Genomic DNA, 18,947 nt, shown 5'->3' with positions numbered 1-18,947 from the left:
GTGCTGTCCCGTTCATGTCCCCACTTCCATCGCCTGCGGGTGATCGACCAGCCCGCACATGGACAGCAACGCCAGCAGCGGCCGCAACACCCGAGCCGGCCGGACCCCGCGCGGGAAGAGGTTGTCGTCGTTGGCCTCGGCACCCGTGGCCGACACGACGTGCAACGTGCTGCGGTGGAACCGTTCGAAGACGTCGAGCATCGGCCGGGCCTCGTACCGGTCGAGGAACGCGTACACGTCACGGCTCTCCGCGCGGAACACCTCCGCGTCCAGAGCTTCACGGAGGTCGTCACGCCGGATCCAGTGGTCGACGGGGTGCTCGTAGCGCAGCTCGTCGGCCTTCGTCAGCACGACCGCGACCGGCAGCGACTTCATGTCCTCGCGCCGCCCCATGCGTTCCAGCGCGCCGGAGAACGCCGGATTGCTGTTCATCTCCTGGGTGCCGCGCAACGCCGGCACCGCACCGTCCGGGTGGTCGACGAACATCAACGCGGAAGCGCCCAGCACGAACTGGCCGCCCAGAGAGTGCTGCCCTGACTGCACGAAGTCCTCCCCGGCCACGTCGAAGAACACGATCGGCCTGGTCTTCCCCGCCGCCGTGCGCACCAGCAGGTACGTGGCGAAATCCTCCTTGAGCTCCTTCGTGGACTGCAGCTTGTTGCCGCGCATGAGCTGTTCGATCTCGCGCTGGAACGCCGCGTGCCGCAGCTCGTCGGCCGGTTCGAACGTCAGCCCGTGGTGGCGCAGGTCGCCGCGCAACGCCTCGTGGATCATCGCGGTCAGCAGGTGGGTCTTGCCGGACTCGTGCCGGCCGACCAGGCCGATGACGATCGGGTCGCCGTGGTCGCGGTGCGAGACCGGCAGGAAGTGCTCGCGGTTCTCCTTGCTGGGGTTCGGGCACTTCACGTAGCAGCGGGCGCGCCGGTCCTTGCGCTTGACCGGGTTGTTGATGCCGGAGAGGTCGGCCTTGACCCAGCGGGCGCCGCTGTCGTCGACCACCCGCTTGTACAGCTCGTCCTCGCGCCAGGTGAAGAACTCCAGGCAGATCGGGCACTGCACGCGCTTGCCGGATTCCGATGCGGTCACCAGATCACCGTCACCAGGGTCGCGATCGCTCCCACCAGCAGGAAGACGACGATGGCCAGCGGGATGAGCGGCACCTGCCTCGGTTTCGGCGTGACGCGTGGAGGTCGTGGCACGGTCGGCTGCGGCACAGCGGGTTCGAGGGCTTTGGGTGGCCGCAACTCGTCGAACCGGTCGTAGCCCTGCTTCATAGCGGCCGTCACGTTCACCGGCCGCGGCAACGGATCCCGGTCGTTGAGCCGCTCCAGCATCTGCAGCGCTGTCGGCCGGTGCCGCGGATCCGCCTCGAACACGCCGCGCAGCAACGACGCCAGCACCTCGGGCTGGGAGGCCAGGTCCGGGGTGTCGCCCAGCTCGACGTGCTTGCCGGTGAACAGCTCGTACACGACCCGGCCCGCCGCGCGCACGTCGTGGCCGGGGTGCGCGACGGAACCGTTGCGGGACAGGCCGGATCGCGGCGCCTCGCCCGCGTTCACCGCGTGCTCCAGGTTGACCAGCTGGGTCGTCGCACCGTCCCAGCACAGCGACGACAGACCGACCGAACTGTGCACCAGGTCCACGGCGTCGAGCTGGGCCAGAGCGCGGAAGAGACCGATCATGAACCGGCGGCGTTCGTCGATCAGCAACGTCCGCAGACCGCCGTCGACGGACTTGCCGATCGGCGGCTCCAGCAGCACGAACGGGTCCGCGGAGTCGAAGTCGTAACCGACGATCCTGGGCAGTTCGGGCAACGCGCGGTGGTAGCGGGCGTGCAGCCGGGTCAACGCGCGGATCTCGTTGTCCAGCAGCATTTCCGCGAGTGCCTGGTCGACCGGGTTGGTGGTCGGGGGCAGCGACTTTCGCACCAGGGTGCTGCCGTCGTGGGTCTTGACGCGTTCGGTGGCGAGAGCGGAGTCCTGCTCCGGCAGCGCGTCCAGGGTGCGGACCAGCCAGGACGTTTCGCGGCCCGCGGGATCTCGGCCCGCGAGCGTGTCGTAGTTGGTGGCGGCGTGAGTCACTGGGCCTCTCCCTGGGCGTGCACCTCGCGTTGTACGTACCGCGCGAGGATCGGGGTGAGCCGCAGTGCGCCCACGGCGTCGCCTTTGGTGCGGATGACCTCGTCGGAGCCGCCGTCGATCGGCGGCAGGTCCATGTCCGCCGACGCGAAGTGCACGAGCCGGGCGCCGTCCGCCTGCAGGAGCCGGACGTCCTCGGCCGCGCACAGCTGGGTCATCCGGCTGCGTTCGGTGAGTTGCAGGATTCGGCGGGAGGACGCGGAGCTCTGCCACAACGTCGCGGCCAGGCGGCGGCGCGGCCCCTCGTCGGTGACGAACGCCGGAAGCTCGCGCAGTCCGGAGTGTTCGAGGTGGTCGTTGTAGTCGGCCACGAGTTCCTGTGCCCGCAACAGGGAGCGGTGCGAGTCGCCGGACAGCGGCATTCGCGAGGCGATCGCGTCGAACGACGGCCGCAGCACCTCCAGCGTGATCGCCACCAGGTCGTGGTGCAGCACCTCGGCGAGCCCGGCGGACCGGTCGCCGCCGAACGTGTGCTCGCTGTCGGAGTCCTTGACGTGCTCGATCACGTCGGTGAAGACCTCGACCACGGCGTCGACCCCGCCCGCGACGACCAGCAGCGAGTCCGCGAGCCGACGGACGCGGTCGGCGGGCGACCAGCGTTGCTCGATCGTCCGCGACACCTGCTCGGACAGCCGCTTGTTCGCGTTCACCGCCTTGCGCAACGGAATCGCGTCCCGCCACCGGTCGACGACGCTGCGCCAGGCGAGGTACGAGGACACCACCGAGACGCTCACCAGCAGGACCAGGATTCCGGCACTGACCAGCGTTTCGAACGAGAACCCGGCCGGATAGCGCAGCCCGATCGCCGCGCCGACGGCCGACGCGAACGCCATCGCGCCGTAGATCAGCCCGAGATCGATGTCCACCGGCGAGTTGACCGACAGCAACGCGATCAGGCCTGTCCACAGTGGAATCATCAGCAGCAGCGGCCAGGCGCCCAGCCCCGGCAGCGCCGTGCCGAGCAGGCAGGTCAGGACCATCACCGGCAGCAGGTGGGCGACCGGGGCCGGCCACACCTTCACCGGTGGCGGTGAGATCAGCCCGCGCGCCCAGGTTTCCAGGTCCGCGGCCGAGTCCTGCTCGGTCACGGCGAGGCTGCGCGCGGCCCCGAGCTGGTTGCCCAGCCTGCGGGCCTGCTCGGCGATGCCGGGCAACGTGCGGCCGCCGATCAGCTCGGTCGTCACGGCCTTGCGCACCGACTCGGCCATCTCCTCGGAGTTGACCGGCGCCGGCGTGGGCAGGCCCTGCTCGACCAGCTCGCTCGGCGGCGGATAACCCTCGCCCAGGCTGGAGTCGACGTCCTCCAACGCCCTGCGCGCCACCCGGTGGTGCCGCAGCAGCGCGTCACCGGCCGCGGACAGCCGGTCCAGCACCACGCGATGCGCCTTCGTGAGGCCGAAGAGCCCGCGCCAGCTCCGCCACCTCTCGATCGACCGCGCGGCGGCCTGCAGCTCGCGCTGGGCCGTCGCCATCGCCTCGTGCAGCGGCGATCCCTGCCGGACCGAGGTCGCGTCGCCCTCGGTGGCGGACCGGACGACCGAGGTCAGCTCGGTCGACTCGCGGTCGTGCAGCCGTGCAGCGACACCGGTGGCCACGAGCTGCCGCAACGCCCGCAGCTTCAGCGCCCGCATCATGCCCGGCTCGACCGTCGCGTAGTCCACGGCCAGGCCAGGGTTCGCGGCCTGGTGCGGCATCACGCCGACGTCCGCGAACACCCGGTCGAACACCTTCGGGAACCGCAGGGCGGCCAGCAGGTCGTCCACAGTGGACTCACCACGACCGGCGCCGGGTCGTTGCGAACCGCCTTCCCACGGCACTCCGGGTCCGTCGCCCACCCAGAGCGTCACTCCGACCCCGGCCAGCGCGGACGGCGTGCGGAGCGTTGGGCCGTCACCGGTGGGGTCGATACCTCCGACCGCCACCAGCACGACGCCGGTGACCTGGGGAAGTCGTGCGAGTCGTTCGAAGTACACGTGGTGCTCGCTCAACGCGTCCGTGGTGTCGACCACCAGGACCCGGCTCGACGGTCCGAGCTCGGGTGCGTTGCGGCGCTGCAGGTTCTGCGCGTACGCCTGGCCCTCCGGCGTGCGGAGGTCCAGCGTCATCACCGGATCAGGGTTCACGGGCGCAGCCATTCCGGGTCGCGGGCAACCCACTCGCGCAGGTCGTGCAGGTTGTCCTGCAACGGGTTGTTGACCCCGCGGAACGGCAGCCGCAGCGCGCCCGGCAGCGTCTCGTCCCAGAACTCGCGCACCGCGTGCAGTCGCCGCGTGCCGCTCTCGCCGGTGCGCTGGTTCAGCTCGCTGTCGACCCGGTCCAGCTCGCCGGCGGCCATGCCGATGATCCGGTCGAACAGGCGTGAAGGCTTGTCCGGCCGCCGATCCACGCCGTGCGGGGTGGTCGCGATCAGCTTGGCGCAGAAGTCCCGGCGGATCTGTTCGTCGTCGGTGAGCACCCACGCCTCGTACGCGGACAGCAGGCTGGCCCAGCTCGACATCCGCCCGAACGGTTCCAGCGGCAGCCGCATGCTGGCCTGCGCGCCGTCGCCGAGCTTGACGGTGATCGCGGACGGCGAGTCCTCGTCGCCCACCACGGAGATCTGGTCGTTCCACGCCGCGCACAGCAGGTGGTGCAGAATCCGTTCGCGGTGCTCGGGAATCGTGGCCAGGTAACCGAAGTCGTAGCCCAGGCGCTGGCGCCAGCGCAGGAAGTCCTGCTGTTCCTCGTTCTTCAGCGCGTCCGACCAGTGCTTGAGCACCTCGCGGACCTCCGGCACCTCGGTCAGGCCCATCGAGCTGCGGAACAGCACCACGGTGATCGACTCGGCCGCGATCGGCCGGAACTCCACCACGGCGTCCTGCCGCGGCAGCGAGACCTCCTGCCGCAGGAACTTCTCCAGTTCGAAGTCCTTGGCCGACGCGGGGTAGCTGAACAGTATCCGCAGCCGCCCGGTGCCACTGGGCGCGAACCCGCCCGGCACCAGCCCGGCGAGCTTCTCCCGGAACTGCGCCAGCTCGTCGTCGCCGACCCGAACGCCAGGCTTGCCCGCCGCGGCGGCGAGCAGGTCCTGCAACGCCGGCAGCAACGGCCGGTGCTGCCCGTCGCGGTAGGAGAAGAGCCGTTTCACGGCCTGCTTCACCCGGTCCTTGACGTGCGCCACCGCCATCGCCGGGCCGCGGCCGTCCAGCACCATGTCGTACGCGTGCTTCCAGCCCTCCTCACCGAGGATCTCGGTCACGAGGTCGCCCGGCGTCGCGGTCGGCCGCAGCTTGCCGCCCTGGTGCACGTAGTAGTCGACGAACCGGCGCACCACGGCCTGGTAGAACGGTTCGAGGTCTCCCTGACGCGGCAACAGGTACGTGACGCCGACCCGCTGCTGGTACAGCTCGCGGGCGCGGGCGGTGAACCTGCGCTCGCTCTGCCGTGCGTGGTCCTCGAACGCCGTCACCAGCGAGAGCACCTGCTGCTGGACGGCCTTGAGCTTGAGGTCCCAGCGCACCGCCTGGTCGTTCCACGCGGCGTGCCAGACCCGCCTGGCACGCCAGGCGTACCACTCGTCCTGCCGGGCGAGCGCCGCCCGCACCGCCGGGTCGGAGAACTGCAGCTTGCGCAGGAACTTGCCCTTGATGCCGGCCGACACCGGCGGGTTCAGCGTCATGCCGGGCGGCGCCACGGGCTCACCGCGGCGCATTTCGAGGATCTTGGCGAACCCGTAGGCGCTCGGCTCGTCGGTCAGCCCCTCGTGGCCGTTGAGGATCCGCCTGAGCCGGAACAGGTCGACCTCGCCCAGCAACGACTTCACCGCGCGGCCCGCGTCGAACGTCTGCACCATGTCCGGGATCTGGCGCGTCAGCTGCTGGTCCAGCGTGCGCAGGCCGGACTCCATCGTGCGGGCCCTGGTCGCCAGCGCGCGGGCGATGGCCTCGGCTCCGGCCACCGCCGACACGTCGTTGATCGGCACCGGTGCGCGCAACCGCAGCGGGTCCAAGTTGGACTCGGTGAAGAACCGCTCGATGAACGTCGAGTTGTTCTCCGCCTGCCCGGTGCCCGGCTCGTCCAGCTCGTTGACCGCGGCGGCGAGCAGGCGGGAGCTGATGATGTCCGCGATGTCGTCGACCGGCACGGTCATCGACGCGACCGAACTCGTTGACACCCCCCGGTTTCCGATGCCGGTCGGGGCGGGCACCTCGCGTTCGACGGCGCTGTTGATGAACGAGTCGGCGAAGCTCATGTACGTCTGCGCGATGGCCTGACTGCCGCCGTCGCCGTCGGTGCCGAGGTCCGTGCCGATCAACGACAGCACCAGCGACACGATCGACCGGTGCAGGTCCTCGCGCTGCACGCCGGCACCCTTGCCGAACAGGAACGCGGTCTGCACGGTCGACGCGCGCAGCCGGATCTCCTCGCGCTCCGGGTACTTCACCGCGAGCGACCCGCTGATGCCGGAGCTGTCCAGTTCGGTGCCCGCGACCTGGGCGTTCTGGTCGTCCACCAACCGGAACAGGTCGAGCAGCGACCGGCCGGCGTTGAGCCGCGCCGCCCGGCCGCCGCCGAGGCCCTCGTCGAACGCGGACGGCATGAGGACGAGCGGGAACACGCGGGCGCGGTAGTCCTGGTGCGCGAAGACGTCGCCGATCAGGTGCAGGAAGTCGAAGAAGATCCCGCTGCCGGTGCCGCCCGCGACTGAGAAGGCCACGAAGACGTCGCAGGACAACGACCTCTTGCCGCCGCCGAGCAGCGCCAGCTCGCCCAGCGAGTTGTTGATCGAGCCGATCGCCTTGCGCAACGGGGCCTGCGCGGCCGACGTGCCGCCGCGGAACGTCTCGAACAGCGCGGCGCGGCCGACCGTCGGCAGCTGGCCGGCGCCGCGGGCGAGCGGGCCGATCCGCGGTTCGCCCGTCGGCGGTGGCAGCCACGTGTCGACGTACTTCGACGCGGCCAGGCGCAGGCTGCGCGCGACCTCGGGGTAGGTGTCGTGGTGCGGCACGAGTTCTCGGACGAGGTGCATCGTGCGTTCGGCGGCGGGCAGGTACTCGGGATCGGGGACGACCCGGCGTTCGAGCGAGCCGAACTCGTCCTCGCTGAGGTCCGCGTAGACGAACTGGAGGCACGAAGGCAGTTGGTAGGGCAGGAAGTTCTTGCCCTGCATGCGGTTCTGCAGTTCGGTGCCGTCCGGTCCGCACAGCTCCTCGCGCAGTCTGCGCTCCAGCTCGGCCCCGACTCGACAGCCGGTGCCACCCAGTCCGACATAAAGCATGGGCTGGTAGATCTGCATCGAAGTCCTTCCGGGGTGGGGCTAGAGCAGGTGGTGGTTGCTGCCGGACGGCCGGTCTTCCTGCTCTGCCGCCGGGAACGGGTCCTGGTCGTCGGTGAAGGTGATGGGGGCGTGCTCGTCGAGCACCTCGATCGACAGGGCCGGGCTGACGTCCACGCGCTGACCGAGCTGCAGGTCCTGGGTGTCGCCGTAGGGAGTGCTCAGCCGCAGCTGTCCGCCGACGCGACGCAGCTCGTAGCTGTCCTCACCGCCCGCGGAGTGTGCGAGCTGCGGAATACCGGCCTGCACCTCGCCGAGGTGGAAGCGGAACACCGGCGACGGCTGCTCGGGCGCCGCGAGGTCACCGCGCGACTTGTGGCCGTCGTAGAGGTAGACGACGAGCCCGCGGACGTCGCGCCGCCTGCGTCGGTAGATGAAGAGGACCAGGGCGGTGGTGAGGACGGCCGCGACGGTGATGATGATCGCGATCGGGACCAGCGGTGGCGGCTTCTCGACGTTGGCGGTGATCCGCCACTCGTAGATCACGTCGTCCGGGTTCTCGTCGTCGACGACCTTGACCGTCAACGCGTTGGCGCCCAGGACGGTGTTGTCCGCGAACGCGAGGTCGAAGTCGAACGTGCTGGTGCCCGACGGCGGCACTTCGAGCACGGTCTGCTCGCCGGGGATGCTCGCGACCGTGCCGGGCGCGGTGTCGCCGATGATGATCCGGGCCTTGCGGGCGCGACCGGAGTTGTTCGTGACGGTGACCGTGCCCTTGACCGTGTCGCCCGGCGCGACCTGCCAGTCGGTGTTGCCGAACGTGGTGAGCGCGGTCAGCGCGGGCGGGCCGGTGACGAGCGCCGCGTCGACGGTCCTGGTGTCGCTGCTGATGCCGATGCCCGCGACCGTGCCGGTGAACTTGACGTTGCCCTTCGCCTGGTCCGGGATGACGACCTTGCCGGAGTAGACGCCGTCCTGGCCGCGGCTGTCGCCGTTCTGCGCGTTGTCGTTGAGCGGAATCGGTGTGGTGAAGCCGTCTCCGGTGACGTCGGCGGTGAAGGCGAGGTCCTTCAGCGCGTTCGGGTCGGTGATCGAACGGCTCCTGGTCTGCAGGCTGAGCGCGACCGTGACCTCCTGCCCGGCCTGCGGCGCCGGCGGGTTCACGGTCATGCTCGACCGCACCGCGCCCTGGTACATCACGACCGTGCTGACGTCGAGCGCCGGCACACCCGGCGCCGACGTGATCTTCACGGTCCACGTGCCCGGCAACGGGTTCACGATCCTGAGTCCCTCGACCGCGCCGTTCTCACCGCTGACCTGGAACGTGGAGTCGCCCTGTGTTCCCGATTTCGGCACGGTCCTGCCCTCTGGGTCCACATAGGACACCGAGATGCGCGAGTCGTGCTTGGTCACCAGGATCGAGCCGTCGGTGGCGATCACCGGGATGGTGACCTTCGCCTCCGCCGTACCGCCGCTGCTGAGCGGGGTGCGCTGGATGTCGCCCGCGCCAACGCATCGGCCCGCCTGGAACGCCCTGATGAGCGCCTGGGCGACGTCCGCGCTGCTGCTGACGACGGTGGCAGTCGGCGTCGGCGACTTCACGCCGCACTGCCCCTGGAACGAGCCCTTCGCGAACCGGTCGAGCTGGGCCTGGTCGACGTTGCCGAACCCGAGCGGCCAGACCGCCACCTTCTCCTTGTTGGCCTGCTGGAGAAGCGTGCCGATGAGCTCGGACGCGGTGCGGTTGCGCTGGTCGCCGATGTTGTCCGGGCCGTACCTGGGGCTGTCCGAGACGTCGAGCTTGCCGTCGGTGAGCAGGAAGATCAGCTTCGGGCCGTTCTTGTCGCCCTGCAGGTAGCTGAGCGCCTGCTGCAGCGCGGCCGCGTGGTCGGTGCCCTCGCCCTGGCCAGGAGTCCGGCTCCTCAGGTTTCTCGTGCAGTCGCTGAGCCGCTGGCGGTCCTGCGCGGTCGCGACGGTGCTGGGCGGGCACACGACGTCGACCGGCGACTGCCCGCCGTTGTCGCTGCCGAACCCGACCACCGCGATGGTGCTGGACGGCGCGAACTCGCCGAGCGCGATGAGCGCGGCGGCTTCCCGTTCCCGGTCCATGTCCTGCGCGCTGATGCTGCTGGACTCGTCGACCAGCACCACGATGTTCGCGGGCGTGATGACGGGCTCGGGTTGTTGTCGGTGTGCCGCGCCTGCGGGTATGGGTGTGGCCAGCAGTAACGCGACTGCTGTCGAGGCGAGCACTGAGGGACGCATGAGTCAATTCACCCACTGACGCTGGTGGAATGTAGCTCGGGCGGGTCGCGGTATTTCGATCGAGCGCGTGCGGCGGCTTGTTACCGCGTTTTTGTGGTTCCCGGTCCCGTTAATAAGTGCTGGTCAACGTATTCCAGTGCGCATGGATTGAATCTGACTGCGCCGTGCGAGTGAAAATTGGTCGGCGGTGAAACGTGGGCGTGCATGGGCGCGATTATGCCCGGTCATTTGGGCAAAAATCATGGACAAAACCTGGACAATAGCTGCCCGATGTTTTGTCAGGTGTGGCAATGAAACGCATCGATAGGTTGCGTTTATGAGAAGGGCGGTCAGAACTGGGCGACGGCTTCCGGGGCATAGCCGTAGAAACCTGGGAGACCACCCGTGTGGACGAACACCACGGGGACTTCGCTCTGGGGAGCGAGCTCGCGGAACTTGACCGCGGCCTTGCCGGTGTAGACCGGGTCCAGGATCACGCCCTCGGTCTCGGCGAAGAGCTTCAGGACGCTCCACATGTCCGGCGTGGGGATGCCGTAGCCGGGGCCGATGGTGTCGTCGGTGACGGTGACGTGGCCGAGTTTCGGGGCTGGTGCTTTGAGGAGTTCCGCGGCTTCGGTTGCGAGGGTTTTGAGCTCTTGCCCGGCGTCTTCGGCGGAGTGGGACACGCTGGCGGCGTGGACTTTGCCGGACCAGTTCAGGAGTTCGGTGCCGAGCGCGATGCCCGCGGCCGTGGCGCCGCTGCCGTCGGGCACGACGATCAGGGCGTTGTCGATGCCGCGGTCATCGAGTTGGTCGATGAGTTCTTGGGCGGCGGCGACATAGCCGAGCGTTCCCAGGCCGTTCGAGCCGCCGACCGGGAGTGTGACCGCCTTGTCGTGGTTGACCTTCTCGTAGGCCTTGACGGTTTCTTCGGCGTCCGCGCAGATGTGGACGTTCGCGCCGAACATGTGGTCCAGCACGATGTTGCCGGACCGTTCGTACGCGTCGCCCTTCATCGGGACCTTGGCGGTGAGGACGAGCTCGCACTTCAGCCCGAGCTTGGCGCAGGCGGCGGCGGTCTGGCGGCCGTGGTTGGTCTGCAGCGCGCCGAACGTGATGATCGTGTCCGCGCCCTGCTCGATCGCCTGGCCGAGGAGGAACTCCAGCTTGCGGAGCTTGTTGCCGCCGGCGCCGAGGCCGTTCACGTCGTCGCGCTTGATGAGGACTCGTGGGCTGTTGAGCGCTTTCGCGAGCCTCGGGGCTTCGTCCAGCGGGGTCGGCCAGCTGCCCAGGGTGACTCGGGGGAAGGCGCTCAGGTCCATGGGGCGAGCTTAATTGCTTCTCCCGGGCCGGGGGCGGGGCCGACGCCGTGCAGGACGTGGGCGAGGACCTCGATGCCGCGCACGACCCGCGGGCCGGGGCGGTTGTAGTAGGCCGGGCCGTCCAGCACCCACGTTTCCGGGAGCTGCTGGTCGGGGAGTTCTTTCAGCGTCCGTTCCGGTGGGAAGCCGCACGGCATGAGGAGCACGACGTCCGGGTTCGCGTCGTGGACGACCTGCCACGTGATCGGCTTGGTGTGCTCGCCCTTCTCGGCGATGAGAGGAGTGCCGCCGGCCATCGTGATCTGCTCCGGGACCCAGTGCCCGGCGGGCCAGACCGGGTCGAGCCACTCGATGGCGGCGACCCTCGGGTGGTGGAGGTGCCGAGTCTGCTGTTCAACGGCGTCGATGCGGTGCTTCAGGGCGGCGATCCTGTCGTCGCTGTCGACGCCGAGGGTGTCGCCGACGGTCTTCAGGCAGTCCAGCACGTCGTCCAATGTGGAGGGTTCGAGGCTGAGGACCTTCGGGCCGACGTCCATCACCCGGACGGTTTCGGTGACCTTCTCGTACGAGATCGCGCAGACGTCGCACAGGTCCTGGGTCAGGATCACGTCCGGTTTGAGGTCGTTGAGCAGGTCGGCGTCCAACCCGTACAGCGACGAGCCGTGGTGGACGGTCGCCGAGATCTCCCGGCTGTTCAACGTGTTCTGGTCGATCCCGGTGCTCGTGACGACCGGGACGTTCGCGACCTCGGCTGGCCAGTCGCACTCGTGGGTGCGCCCGACGAGGTGGTCGATCAGGCCCAGCTCGGCGACGATGTCGGTGGCGGCGGGCAGCAGCGACACGATCCGCACCTAGACCTCCCGGCCGAACTCGGCGTAGAACGTGGAACCGCTCTCAAGCGCCTTCACCGCGAGCGTCAGCCGCCGGTGCAACGACGGGTAGATGCGCGACCGAGCCTCGTCGAGCGTCAGGTACACCACGGCCTCCAGCTCGGGGTCGCAAGCGGTGGCGTCGGAGACCACGCCACCGTCGAACACGAACTGGTGGCAGTCGCGCCACACCCCGTTGCGCGGTGTCCAGTCGACCACGAGCAACTGGCCCAACGCGATGTCGAGACCGAGCTCCTCGCGGATCTCCCGGACCGTGGCGGCCTTCGGGGACTCGTCGTCCTCCGTCATGCCGCCGGGGATGTCCAGCACCGCTTTGTAGGTGGGCACGACGAAGAGCACACGTCCCGTGGAATCACGGATCAGCGCGCCGCCGGCCGAGGTCTTGGTGGGGCGGCGGGAGGCGACGCCGGGCTCGTACTCGAGTTCGGGCGGACCCTCGTCCAGAACATCGGCGGCGAATGAGGCGGGGTCTCCCGCGTGCTGAGCTGACACGGGTTGATGATCACACCGCCGGGTGAATCGTGCACGGGGCGTGTGCGGATTCGTGCCTGGTAGGTGGACTGCCAACGATGACGGTCCGCAACCAAACGACCAGGGAGTACGCTTGGCGTTGTAACTCCGTGCGATCAATCGCCGATGTCCACGGCAACATCGGTGGAGGTGACGCCAATGGGGGCAACCGGTGCCGCCAAGCGCAGACGGGACTCACGTTCGGCCCCGTGGTCGGTGGTCGGACTGACGGTCGTCTTCGTCGTGGTGGCCCAGGTCCAGTTCGCCATCGCCATCGCGGAATCGGTCCTGTGGCCGGTCGCGATCGGCGTGCTCTTGCTGGCCGCCGCGGTCGCGTTCGTCAAGACGGCGCGCAGGCTGCGTTGGGAAGACAGCGACCCGTACGAGGCACCGCCCGAGGTGGCCAAGCCGCTTCCGGCCGAGTACGAGCGCCACGTCGACGCCGACGGCAGTCTTGCTCGTGCTGTGGGCGACGTGGTCCACGCGTCCAGGCGCTGGCGGGCCTGACAAAGCCTCATAGAGCGGAGACCGGGTCAGTCAGGGTGACCCGGTCATTTCCGCCTGTCCAGCAGGAACTCCCGCTGCCCGGCCGCGAAGGCGGCGACCGCGACGAACGCGGCCCAGAACGCCGCCCCGAGCCACAGCCACGACGAGGACAGGTCGGCCCACAGCGTCACAACGCCCAAGATGGTTTGTGCCCCGCCCACGACGCCTGCCCCGAACGGCACCCGGTCGCCGTCGAAGAAGTAGTCCAGCGTCCAGCCGAAGAAGGCCTCGACCGCCACTCCGGCGAACCAGCAGACGAACACACCGATCGCGGCCAGGCTCAAGGTCGCGAGCGGCTTCGGTGGTGCGGCGGCGGGCCGTTCAGCGGTCCCCAGCCATCTCCACAGCACCGCGATGAGAGCGGCGCACCCGCCGGCCGCCACCCCCAGCCCGACGGACACGAGCACGATCTTGCCCTGACTGCGCGCAACCTCCCCCATGCCGCTGATTGTCCAGTCTCCGTACCCGTGCGCGGAAATCTCCGTACCGCTCCACGGATGTGCGCACCGCACCCCGCCAGCTGAACTGTGACCCGCAAGCAATCACAGCGAAGGGGGAAACTCGGATGCGCAGGTTAGGCGCGCTGCTCGGTTCAGCACTGGTGGCGATCGCAACGCTCACGGCCACCGCACAAGCGGCACCGGTAGGAGCGCTGGCGGTCACCACGGTGAAGGTGGACGGGAAGGAGAGCGCGCTCGATTCCACCGCCGTCAAGGACTCGGTCGCCAACTGCCCGGCGGGCATGGTCGCGCTCGGCGGCGGGTTCACCACCGCGGTCGGGTCCGGCCAGAACGGGTCGGTCGTCATCGACGAGATGATCATCAGGGATCACTTCGTGCTCGTGACCGCTCGCGAGGACGCCAACGGGACGTCGGGGCCGTGGAGCGTCAAGGCGTTCGCGGTGTGCTCGAACCCGTTGCCGGGGTACGAGATCAAGCTCGGCCGCAGCGCGAACATCGGGTCGGAGTTCGAGAAGCCCGCGGTCGCGACGTGTTCTCCCGGCAAGGTCGTCGTCGGTGGCGGGTTCGGGGTCACCGGCGCGCAGGGTGAAGTGCTGGTCGACGAGTTGCTGCCGGGCACCAACCAGGTCTTCACCAAGGCGTTCGAGGGCAAGGCCGGTACGTCCAAGAACTGGTTCCTCGACGCCTACGCGGTCTGCGCGTTCCAGCCGGTCGGGTGGGAGATCGTCAACAAGCCGGGGCCGATCCACTCCCTCAGCAAGTCCACGTCGCGGACGTGCCCTGCGGGCAAGAAGCTGCTCGGGCCCATGTTCGACCTGACCGACTCGCTCGGCCAGGCGCACATGATGGCGATGCTGCCGAACAGCAGCCAGGAGGTGTCGTTGTTCGCGATCGAGGACGACGACGGCACGAGCAACTCGTGGGGCCTGAACAACTGGCAGGTCTGCGCCAGCTGACACGGCTGCGCCAGCTGACAGGTCTCCACTAACTGAACGGTTTAGCCCAGGGGCCTGGTCAAAGGCCCCTGGGCTCCACTGTGGACTGATCGGGAAACGGGAAGCTTCAACGAAATTGCTCGCCGCCGACCCCGGCGGCTGTCACCATTTCGCGCATGAACCCTGCCGAGCTCGCCGTGCGCAGATGTCCGACGGCGATCGAGACGACCGGCCGGCGGTGGCGCGAGCCGCAGCTCGACTTCGCGGTCAAGCGGATCGGCACGCGCGGGGTGCTGGTCACCGGTGAGCACGGCGTCGGCAGGACGTGGTTCGCGCGGTGTCTCGCGGCGCTGTCCGGCGCGGAGGTGCACTGGGTGGTCGCGACGGAGACGGGCCGCTCGATTCCGTTCGGAGCGTTGATCGCGCTCCTCCCGGACGACCTCACCGAACTGCACCCCATCACGGTGCTGAACGCCCTGCGGCGCAAGCTCGGCCCAAAGTCGCTGCTCGTCGTGGACGACGCGCACCTGCTCGACGAGGCCTCCGCGACGACACTGCTCGCGCTGGCGCCGACGACGACGAAGCTGGTGGTCACGGCAAGGCTCGACGCGGCGCCGGATGCCGTCAGGGCGTTGGCCAAGGACGGGCTCCTCGACGAGGTGCCGCTCAAGCCGTTCGATCGCGACGACACCGCGGGCGCACTGGCGGAAGGGCTCGACGGTGAGATCGCGCCGGGCACCGCGGACCTGTTGTGGGGGTGGAGCCGGGGCAACGGGCGGCACCTGACCGAACTGGTGCAGCACGGCCTGCTCACCGGCAAGCTCACCCGGTCCGGCTGCGTGTGGGTGTGGCAGGACGACGAACTACCGCCCGTGTCCAGTACGCAGGACCAGATCAACGGCCTGTCCGCGGAAGGTGTCGAGGCGTTCTGCGCGTTGGTGTTGAGCGAACCGGTCGCCGTGGACGTGCTGAGCGAGGTCGCCTCGCACAAGGGCGTCGCTGAGATAGAGGAACGTGGTCTGGTCAACGGCGAGGCAGGCACCGTGCGGCTCGCACATCCGTTGCTGGCTGCCGCCGCCGCACCGCACCTCACGCCGCTGAGAAGACGTCGTCTCGTGGACCGGCTTCTCGCCGCCGATCCAGGACCGCAGAGGGCCCACTGGTTGCTCGACTCCGGCACGACCGACCCGACACAGCTCGTAGCAGCCGCACGGGCCGTGCTGTTGGATCAACCGAAACTCGCCGTGCAGCTCGCGGAACGGGCGCTCGCCGCCGATCCGGGCCCGCAGGCAGCGCTGGTTCTGGCCGACGCGCACGCCGAGTCCAGCTCGCCCGAGGAGGCCTGGCAGGCGCATCGCATTGCGGCACAACGGGTTCGCAACGACGACGACCTGCTGGCCGTGCTGCTGGCGCAGGCCTCGCTCACCGTCTGGTGCGACCGAAATCCGGCAAAGGCGCTCGAACTCATCGAAAACACCGTGATGTGCCAACGGTTTCACGCCGATCTGGAGTCAGCCGCGGCGGTCGTGACGCTGTTCTCCGCCCGCCCGGCCGACGCGCTGGCCCGCGCCGAACGCGTCCTCGCGAACGACCCGCCGAAAACCGCGTGGGTGAGGGCGACCCTCGTCAGCGCCGCCGCCCTCGCGCTGGCGGACCGTCCGCACGAAGCCGCGGTAGCGATGAACAAGCTGACCGCTGATGCCGACCTGTCGCCGCATTACCGCGGCCTCGCCAAGTCGGTCGCCCTCCTCACCGCGGAAACGCACTGCGCCCCGGACCTGGCGTTCCTCCGCGAGACCCACCTCGCGGAGACCAACGGCAGGGGAGCGTTCCTGTCCGAGGCGATCGCCCACCTCGTCGTGGCCGAGGCGTCCACCGGGTGCGGCGAAACGGCGAGAGCACTGCTGGATCAACGGAAGCCGGACGAGGTGGCGGTGCTGCCCGGCCTCGGGCTGTGGGCATCCGCGGCGGTCGCTGGACAAGCCGCTCTGCACCTCGCGGCAGCCAGAGAGGCGGAAGAGGCGGGATCGTTGCGTTGCATGGTGTTCTACCTCGCCTCGGCGGCGGAGCTGGGTGCGGCCGCCGAAGCCGTGCACGTGCTCGGCGACCGGACCTTCGAGGCACCGCGGACCAGGGCTCGCGCGATCGGCGTCTGCGCCCGCGCTTCGGGTTCCGGAGTCGACCTGCGGGCCGCGGCGGAGGCCCATCGCGAGGCCGGGATGCTCGCCGAGGCGCGGCGGTTCGAGGAACTGGTCAAGGCCGAGCGCTACGACCGGTTCGGGCTCACCAAACGGGAGCTGGAGGTGGTGCGGCACGCGGCGTCGGGCCTTACCGACCGGGCGATCGCGCAGACGCTCGTGCTGTCCGTTCGCACGGTGGAGAGCCACCTCGCGGCCGCGTACCGCAAGCTCTCGATCAGTTCACGGCAGGAGCTGCGTCACAACCCCTTGTGGTAAGGATTGATGATAGTCAAGATTGGTGACTATCTGAGTGGGGGGAACGCCGATGTCCGTCGTCGAACTGACCACCTTCACCGTCAAGCCCGGCAGCACGACGGCCATGCTCGCCGCCCGCCCCGGCATGCTCGACGCCTTCCGCCGCGACCGCCGCGGGTTCCTGTCCGCACGCCTGATCCGTCTCTCCGACGACACCTGGCTGGACGCGGTCGAGTGGATCGACGACACCGCGTGGGACGAGTCCAAGCTCAAAGGCGCGAACCAGCCGGAGATCGCCACCTTCTTCGGCACGATCGCGGCCGTCGTCAGCTCCGAGCGCGGCGCCCGCTACGACGACCCGGCAGACCGTGCGGTGCGCACGATCGCGTACGGGCCGCATCCGTCGCAGGTCGGTGAGCTGTACCTGCCGGCGGGCGAGGGCCCGTTCCCGGTGATCGTGCTCGTCCACGGCGGCTACTGGACGGCGTTGTGGGACCGTCGCGGCACGACGCGGCTCGCCGACGCGCTCGTGGGTGAGGGGTACGCGGTCTGGAACGTCGAGTACCGCCGGCTCGGTGAGGAGGGCGGCGGCTGGCCCGGCACGTTCGACGACGTCGCGGCGGCCGTGGACGCGGTCGCCGACCCGCACCCCGCGCTCGACCTGAGCCGGGTCCAGGTCGTCGGGCACTCCGCTGGCGGCCAGCTCGCGGTCTGGGCGGCCGGGCGCACGGACGCCAAGGTGCAGTTCCTGTCCGCCGTGTCGATCGCTGAGCTGCTGGACGTGGTCACCGCCGACGCGGGCAAGGCCGGTGCCGAGCTCGCCGACCCGGACGCCCCGCCGCCCGCGGACGCTCCGGAGGCCGCACGCCCCGAGCTCGGGCCGGTCATCGCGGCCCTGGCCGGTGAGGGCATGCCGCACGCGCTGTTCGGCGGGCACCGCGAGGACGTCCCGGACCGGTACGCCCGCGCCGTCCAGCCGTTGACCGTGCCGTTGCTGCAGATCCTCGGCGAGAACGACGACGTCATCCCGCTGGAGCACGCGGGGCACCCGTCGGCCGAGCTGCGGCGGATCCCGGACGCGAACCACTTCGACGTGGTCGACCCGAACCACTCGACGTGGCCGGTGATCCGCGACTGGCTGGCCGGACAATGGCGGCATGCCGACGTCTGAGCAGTGGCTCGAAGTCCGCGCCCACCTGGGTGAGCACCGGCACGCGCTGGCGGTGCAGGCCGCCGGGGAGTACCGGGACGTGCCCAGGGTCGCGGACACCCCGCTGCTCGCCACCTGGACGTCCGAACCAGTGCCTTTGAGTGATCTCTCGCTGGAACGTGGGCAGTCGCGCGAGTTCGATCTCGCGAGTGCGCACCTCCTGCCCGACGGGTTCGGGAGCTACTCCGAGGCGATGGCGAAACTGGCCGCGCCCGCCGTGTTCCAGAACCGGCCGACCTACCGGCTGCTCGGCTTCACCGGGCAGACCCTGACGTTCGGCGACGGCACGTACTTCGACGGCATCGACGTGGGGGAGGCGTGTGCGCACGAGTACGCGGCGCGCGAGCTCGGGCACATCGAGTCGTTGCCTCTCCGTGCCGCGGTCGGTGATCCGTGTGATCCGGCGCGGCGGCCGACCAACGTCGCCATCAGCACCCTGACCATCCGGCACGACCAGGCGACCGGTGACGCGACGTTCTTCCTGCACTGGCGGGACCCTCGCAAGGTCGGGCACGCGGGCGGGATGTACCAGGTGCTGCCGGTCGGCGTGTTCCAAGAAGGCTTCTCGTTGTGGCAGTGCATGGTCCGCGAGTTCGCCGAGGAGCTGCTGGGCGCTCCCGAGGGGGAGCCGATCTCGCCGGCCTTCGTGGAGGACCTGACCGCGGCGGCGCGCGTGTCGTGCCTCGGCATGGGTGTGGACCCGTTGACGTTCGCGACCGACATGCTGACCGTGGCGGTGATCGAGGCGAAGCGGTTCGACGTGCTGTTCGGCGATCTGGTGTCCCACAACGACGAGGGCCGCGTGCTCGAAGGGCTTGCGTTCAACGCCGAGAACGTCGAACGGTTCGTGCACCACGAACCGACGCAGGCCGCCGGCGCCGCGCTGTTGTCGCTGGCGTGGCAACACCGTGAGGTACTGCTCGCCGAATGTGACTTGAGTCACTAACAGGCCCGGTTTCTGTGACCCGGTGCGAGCCTCCCCGGTCTCCGTTCACGTACGGG

13 protein-coding genes and 1 pseudogene are annotated in these 18,947 nt (G+C 69.5%); 5 read left to right on the top strand and 9 right to left on the bottom strand.

Annotation, left to right across the window (positions count from 1 at the left end):
- Positions 1–12 precede the first annotated feature (12 nt).
- The 8 genes and pseudogenes from LFM09_RS01195 to LFM09_RS01160 form a co-directional block, all read right to left on the bottom strand.
- A complete protein-coding gene (locus LFM09_RS01195; protein ID WP_414094315.1) occupies positions 13–1,086 on the bottom strand; it encodes a TRAFAC clade GTPase domain-containing protein in 1,074 nt (357 codons plus the stop codon).
- Complete coding sequence (locus LFM09_RS01190) at positions 1,083–2,081, bottom strand: hypothetical protein (RefSeq protein WP_414094314.1); 999 nt, start codon at positions 2,079–2,081, stop codon at positions 1,083–1,085. The genes LFM09_RS01195 and LFM09_RS01190 overlap by 4 nt, the downstream gene beginning before the upstream one ends.
- The gene (locus tag LFM09_RS01185) at positions 2,078–4,246 is read right to left on the bottom strand and encodes a hypothetical protein (protein ID WP_414094313.1); all 2,169 of its coding nucleotides are present in this window, start codon (positions 4,244–4,246) and stop codon (positions 2,078–2,080) included. Before LFM09_RS01185 ends, LFM09_RS01190 begins: the two co-directional genes overlap by 4 nt.
- A gap of 11 nt (positions 4,247–4,257) precedes the next feature.
- The gene (locus LFM09_RS01180; RefSeq protein WP_414094312.1) at positions 4,258–7,413 is read right to left on the bottom strand and encodes a tubulin-like doman-containing protein; all 3,156 of its coding nucleotides are present in this window, start codon (positions 7,411–7,413) and stop codon (positions 4,258–4,260) included.
- A 1,611-nt stretch (positions 7,414–9,024) separates the two neighbouring features.
- Positions 9,025–9,657, bottom strand: a pseudogene (locus LFM09_RS01175) (VWA domain-containing protein); the annotation flags it as partial.
- 329 nt (positions 9,658–9,986) lie between these two features.
- A complete protein-coding gene (locus LFM09_RS01170; RefSeq protein WP_414094311.1) occupies positions 9,987–10,958 on the bottom strand; it encodes a D-cysteine desulfhydrase family protein in 972 nt (323 codons plus the stop codon).
- Positions 10,949–11,809 (bottom strand): cobalamin-binding protein, encoded by an 861-nt coding sequence (locus tag LFM09_RS01165; RefSeq protein ID WP_414094310.1) that lies wholly within the window; start codon positions 11,807–11,809, stop codon positions 10,949–10,951. The genes LFM09_RS01170 and LFM09_RS01165 overlap by 10 nt, the downstream gene beginning before the upstream one ends.
- Complete coding sequence (locus tag LFM09_RS01160) at positions 11,810–12,340, bottom strand: NUDIX domain-containing protein (protein WP_414094309.1); 531 nt, start codon at positions 12,338–12,340, stop codon at positions 11,810–11,812.
- A 177-nt stretch (positions 12,341–12,517) separates the two neighbouring features.
- Between LFM09_RS01160 and LFM09_RS01155 the strand changes: the two genes are divergently transcribed.
- Entirely contained in the window at positions 12,518–12,865 is a 348-nt protein-coding gene (locus LFM09_RS01155) for a hypothetical protein (RefSeq protein ID WP_414094308.1), read from the top strand.
- 44 nt (positions 12,866–12,909) lie between these two features.
- On the opposite strand, the gene LFM09_RS01150 is transcribed toward LFM09_RS01155, so the two are convergent.
- Complete coding sequence (locus LFM09_RS01150) at positions 12,910–13,344, bottom strand: hypothetical protein (protein WP_414094307.1); 435 nt, start codon at positions 13,342–13,344, stop codon at positions 12,910–12,912.
- A 125-nt stretch (positions 13,345–13,469) separates the two neighbouring features.
- Here LFM09_RS01150 and LFM09_RS01145 point away from each other — a divergent pair, with 125 nt between their 5' ends.
- The 4 genes from LFM09_RS01145 to LFM09_RS01130 all read left to right on the top strand — a co-directional run bounded on the left by LFM09_RS01145 (position 13,470) and on the right by LFM09_RS01130 (position 18,891).
- Positions 13,470–14,321 carry a hypothetical protein gene (locus LFM09_RS01145; RefSeq protein ID WP_414094306.1) on the top strand — a complete coding sequence of 284 codons (852 nt, stop codon included), beginning with the start codon at positions 13,470–13,472 and terminating at the stop codon, positions 14,319–14,321.
- 155 nt (positions 14,322–14,476) lie between these two features.
- Positions 14,477–16,756 carry a LuxR C-terminal-related transcriptional regulator gene (locus LFM09_RS01140; RefSeq protein ID WP_414094305.1) on the top strand — a complete coding sequence of 760 codons (2,280 nt, stop codon included), beginning with the start codon at positions 14,477–14,479 and terminating at the stop codon, positions 16,754–16,756.
- 49 nt (positions 16,757–16,805) lie between these two features.
- A complete protein-coding gene (locus LFM09_RS01135) occupies positions 16,806–17,906 on the top strand; it encodes an alpha/beta hydrolase family protein (RefSeq protein WP_414094304.1) in 1,101 nt (366 codons plus the stop codon).
- Positions 17,893–18,891, top strand: a complete 999-nt coding sequence (locus LFM09_RS01130) for a hypothetical protein (protein WP_414094303.1) — start codon at positions 17,893–17,895, stop codon at positions 18,889–18,891. Before LFM09_RS01135 ends, LFM09_RS01130 begins: the two co-directional genes overlap by 14 nt.
- Positions 18,892–18,947: the final 56 nt, after the last annotated feature.

Source organism: Lentzea alba (assembly GCF_047445655.1).
In the GTDB taxonomy this organism is placed as follows: Bacteria; Actinomycetota; Actinomycetes; order Mycobacteriales; family Pseudonocardiaceae; genus Lentzea; species Lentzea alba_A.
The sequence above is the reverse complement of the archived record's forward strand: the minus strand, read 5'-3'. Positions and strand labels throughout refer to the sequence as shown.

What these genes read in the sequence shown, in the direction of transcription:
- LFM09_RS01150 (WP_414094307.1), bottom strand. Translation starts at nt 13,344, where the DNA reads ATGGGGGAGGTTGCGCGCAGTCAGGGCAAGATCGTGCTCGTGTCCGTC.
- LFM09_RS01155 (WP_414094308.1), top strand. Translation starts at nt 12,518, where the DNA reads ATGGGGGCAACCGGTGCCGCCAAGCGCAGACGGGACTCACGTTCGGCC.
- LFM09_RS01180 (WP_414094312.1), bottom strand. Translation starts at nt 7,413, where the DNA reads ATGCAGATCTACCAGCCCATGCTTTATGTCGGACTGGGTGGCACCGGC.
- LFM09_RS01140 (WP_414094305.1), top strand. Translation starts at nt 14,477, where the DNA reads ATGAACCCTGCCGAGCTCGCCGTGCGCAGATGTCCGACGGCGATCGAG.
- LFM09_RS01135 (WP_414094304.1), top strand. Translation starts at nt 16,806, where the DNA reads ATGTCCGTCGTCGAACTGACCACCTTCACCGTCAAGCCCGGCAGCACG.
- LFM09_RS01145 (WP_414094306.1), top strand. Translation starts at nt 13,470, where the DNA reads ATGCGCAGGTTAGGCGCGCTGCTCGGTTCAGCACTGGTGGCGATCGCA.
- LFM09_RS01170 (WP_414094311.1), bottom strand. Translation starts at nt 10,958, where the DNA reads ATGGACCTGAGCGCCTTCCCCCGAGTCACCCTGGGCAGCTGGCCGACC.
- LFM09_RS01130 (WP_414094303.1), top strand. Translation starts at nt 17,893, where the DNA reads ATGCCGACGTCTGAGCAGTGGCTCGAAGTCCGCGCCCACCTGGGTGAG.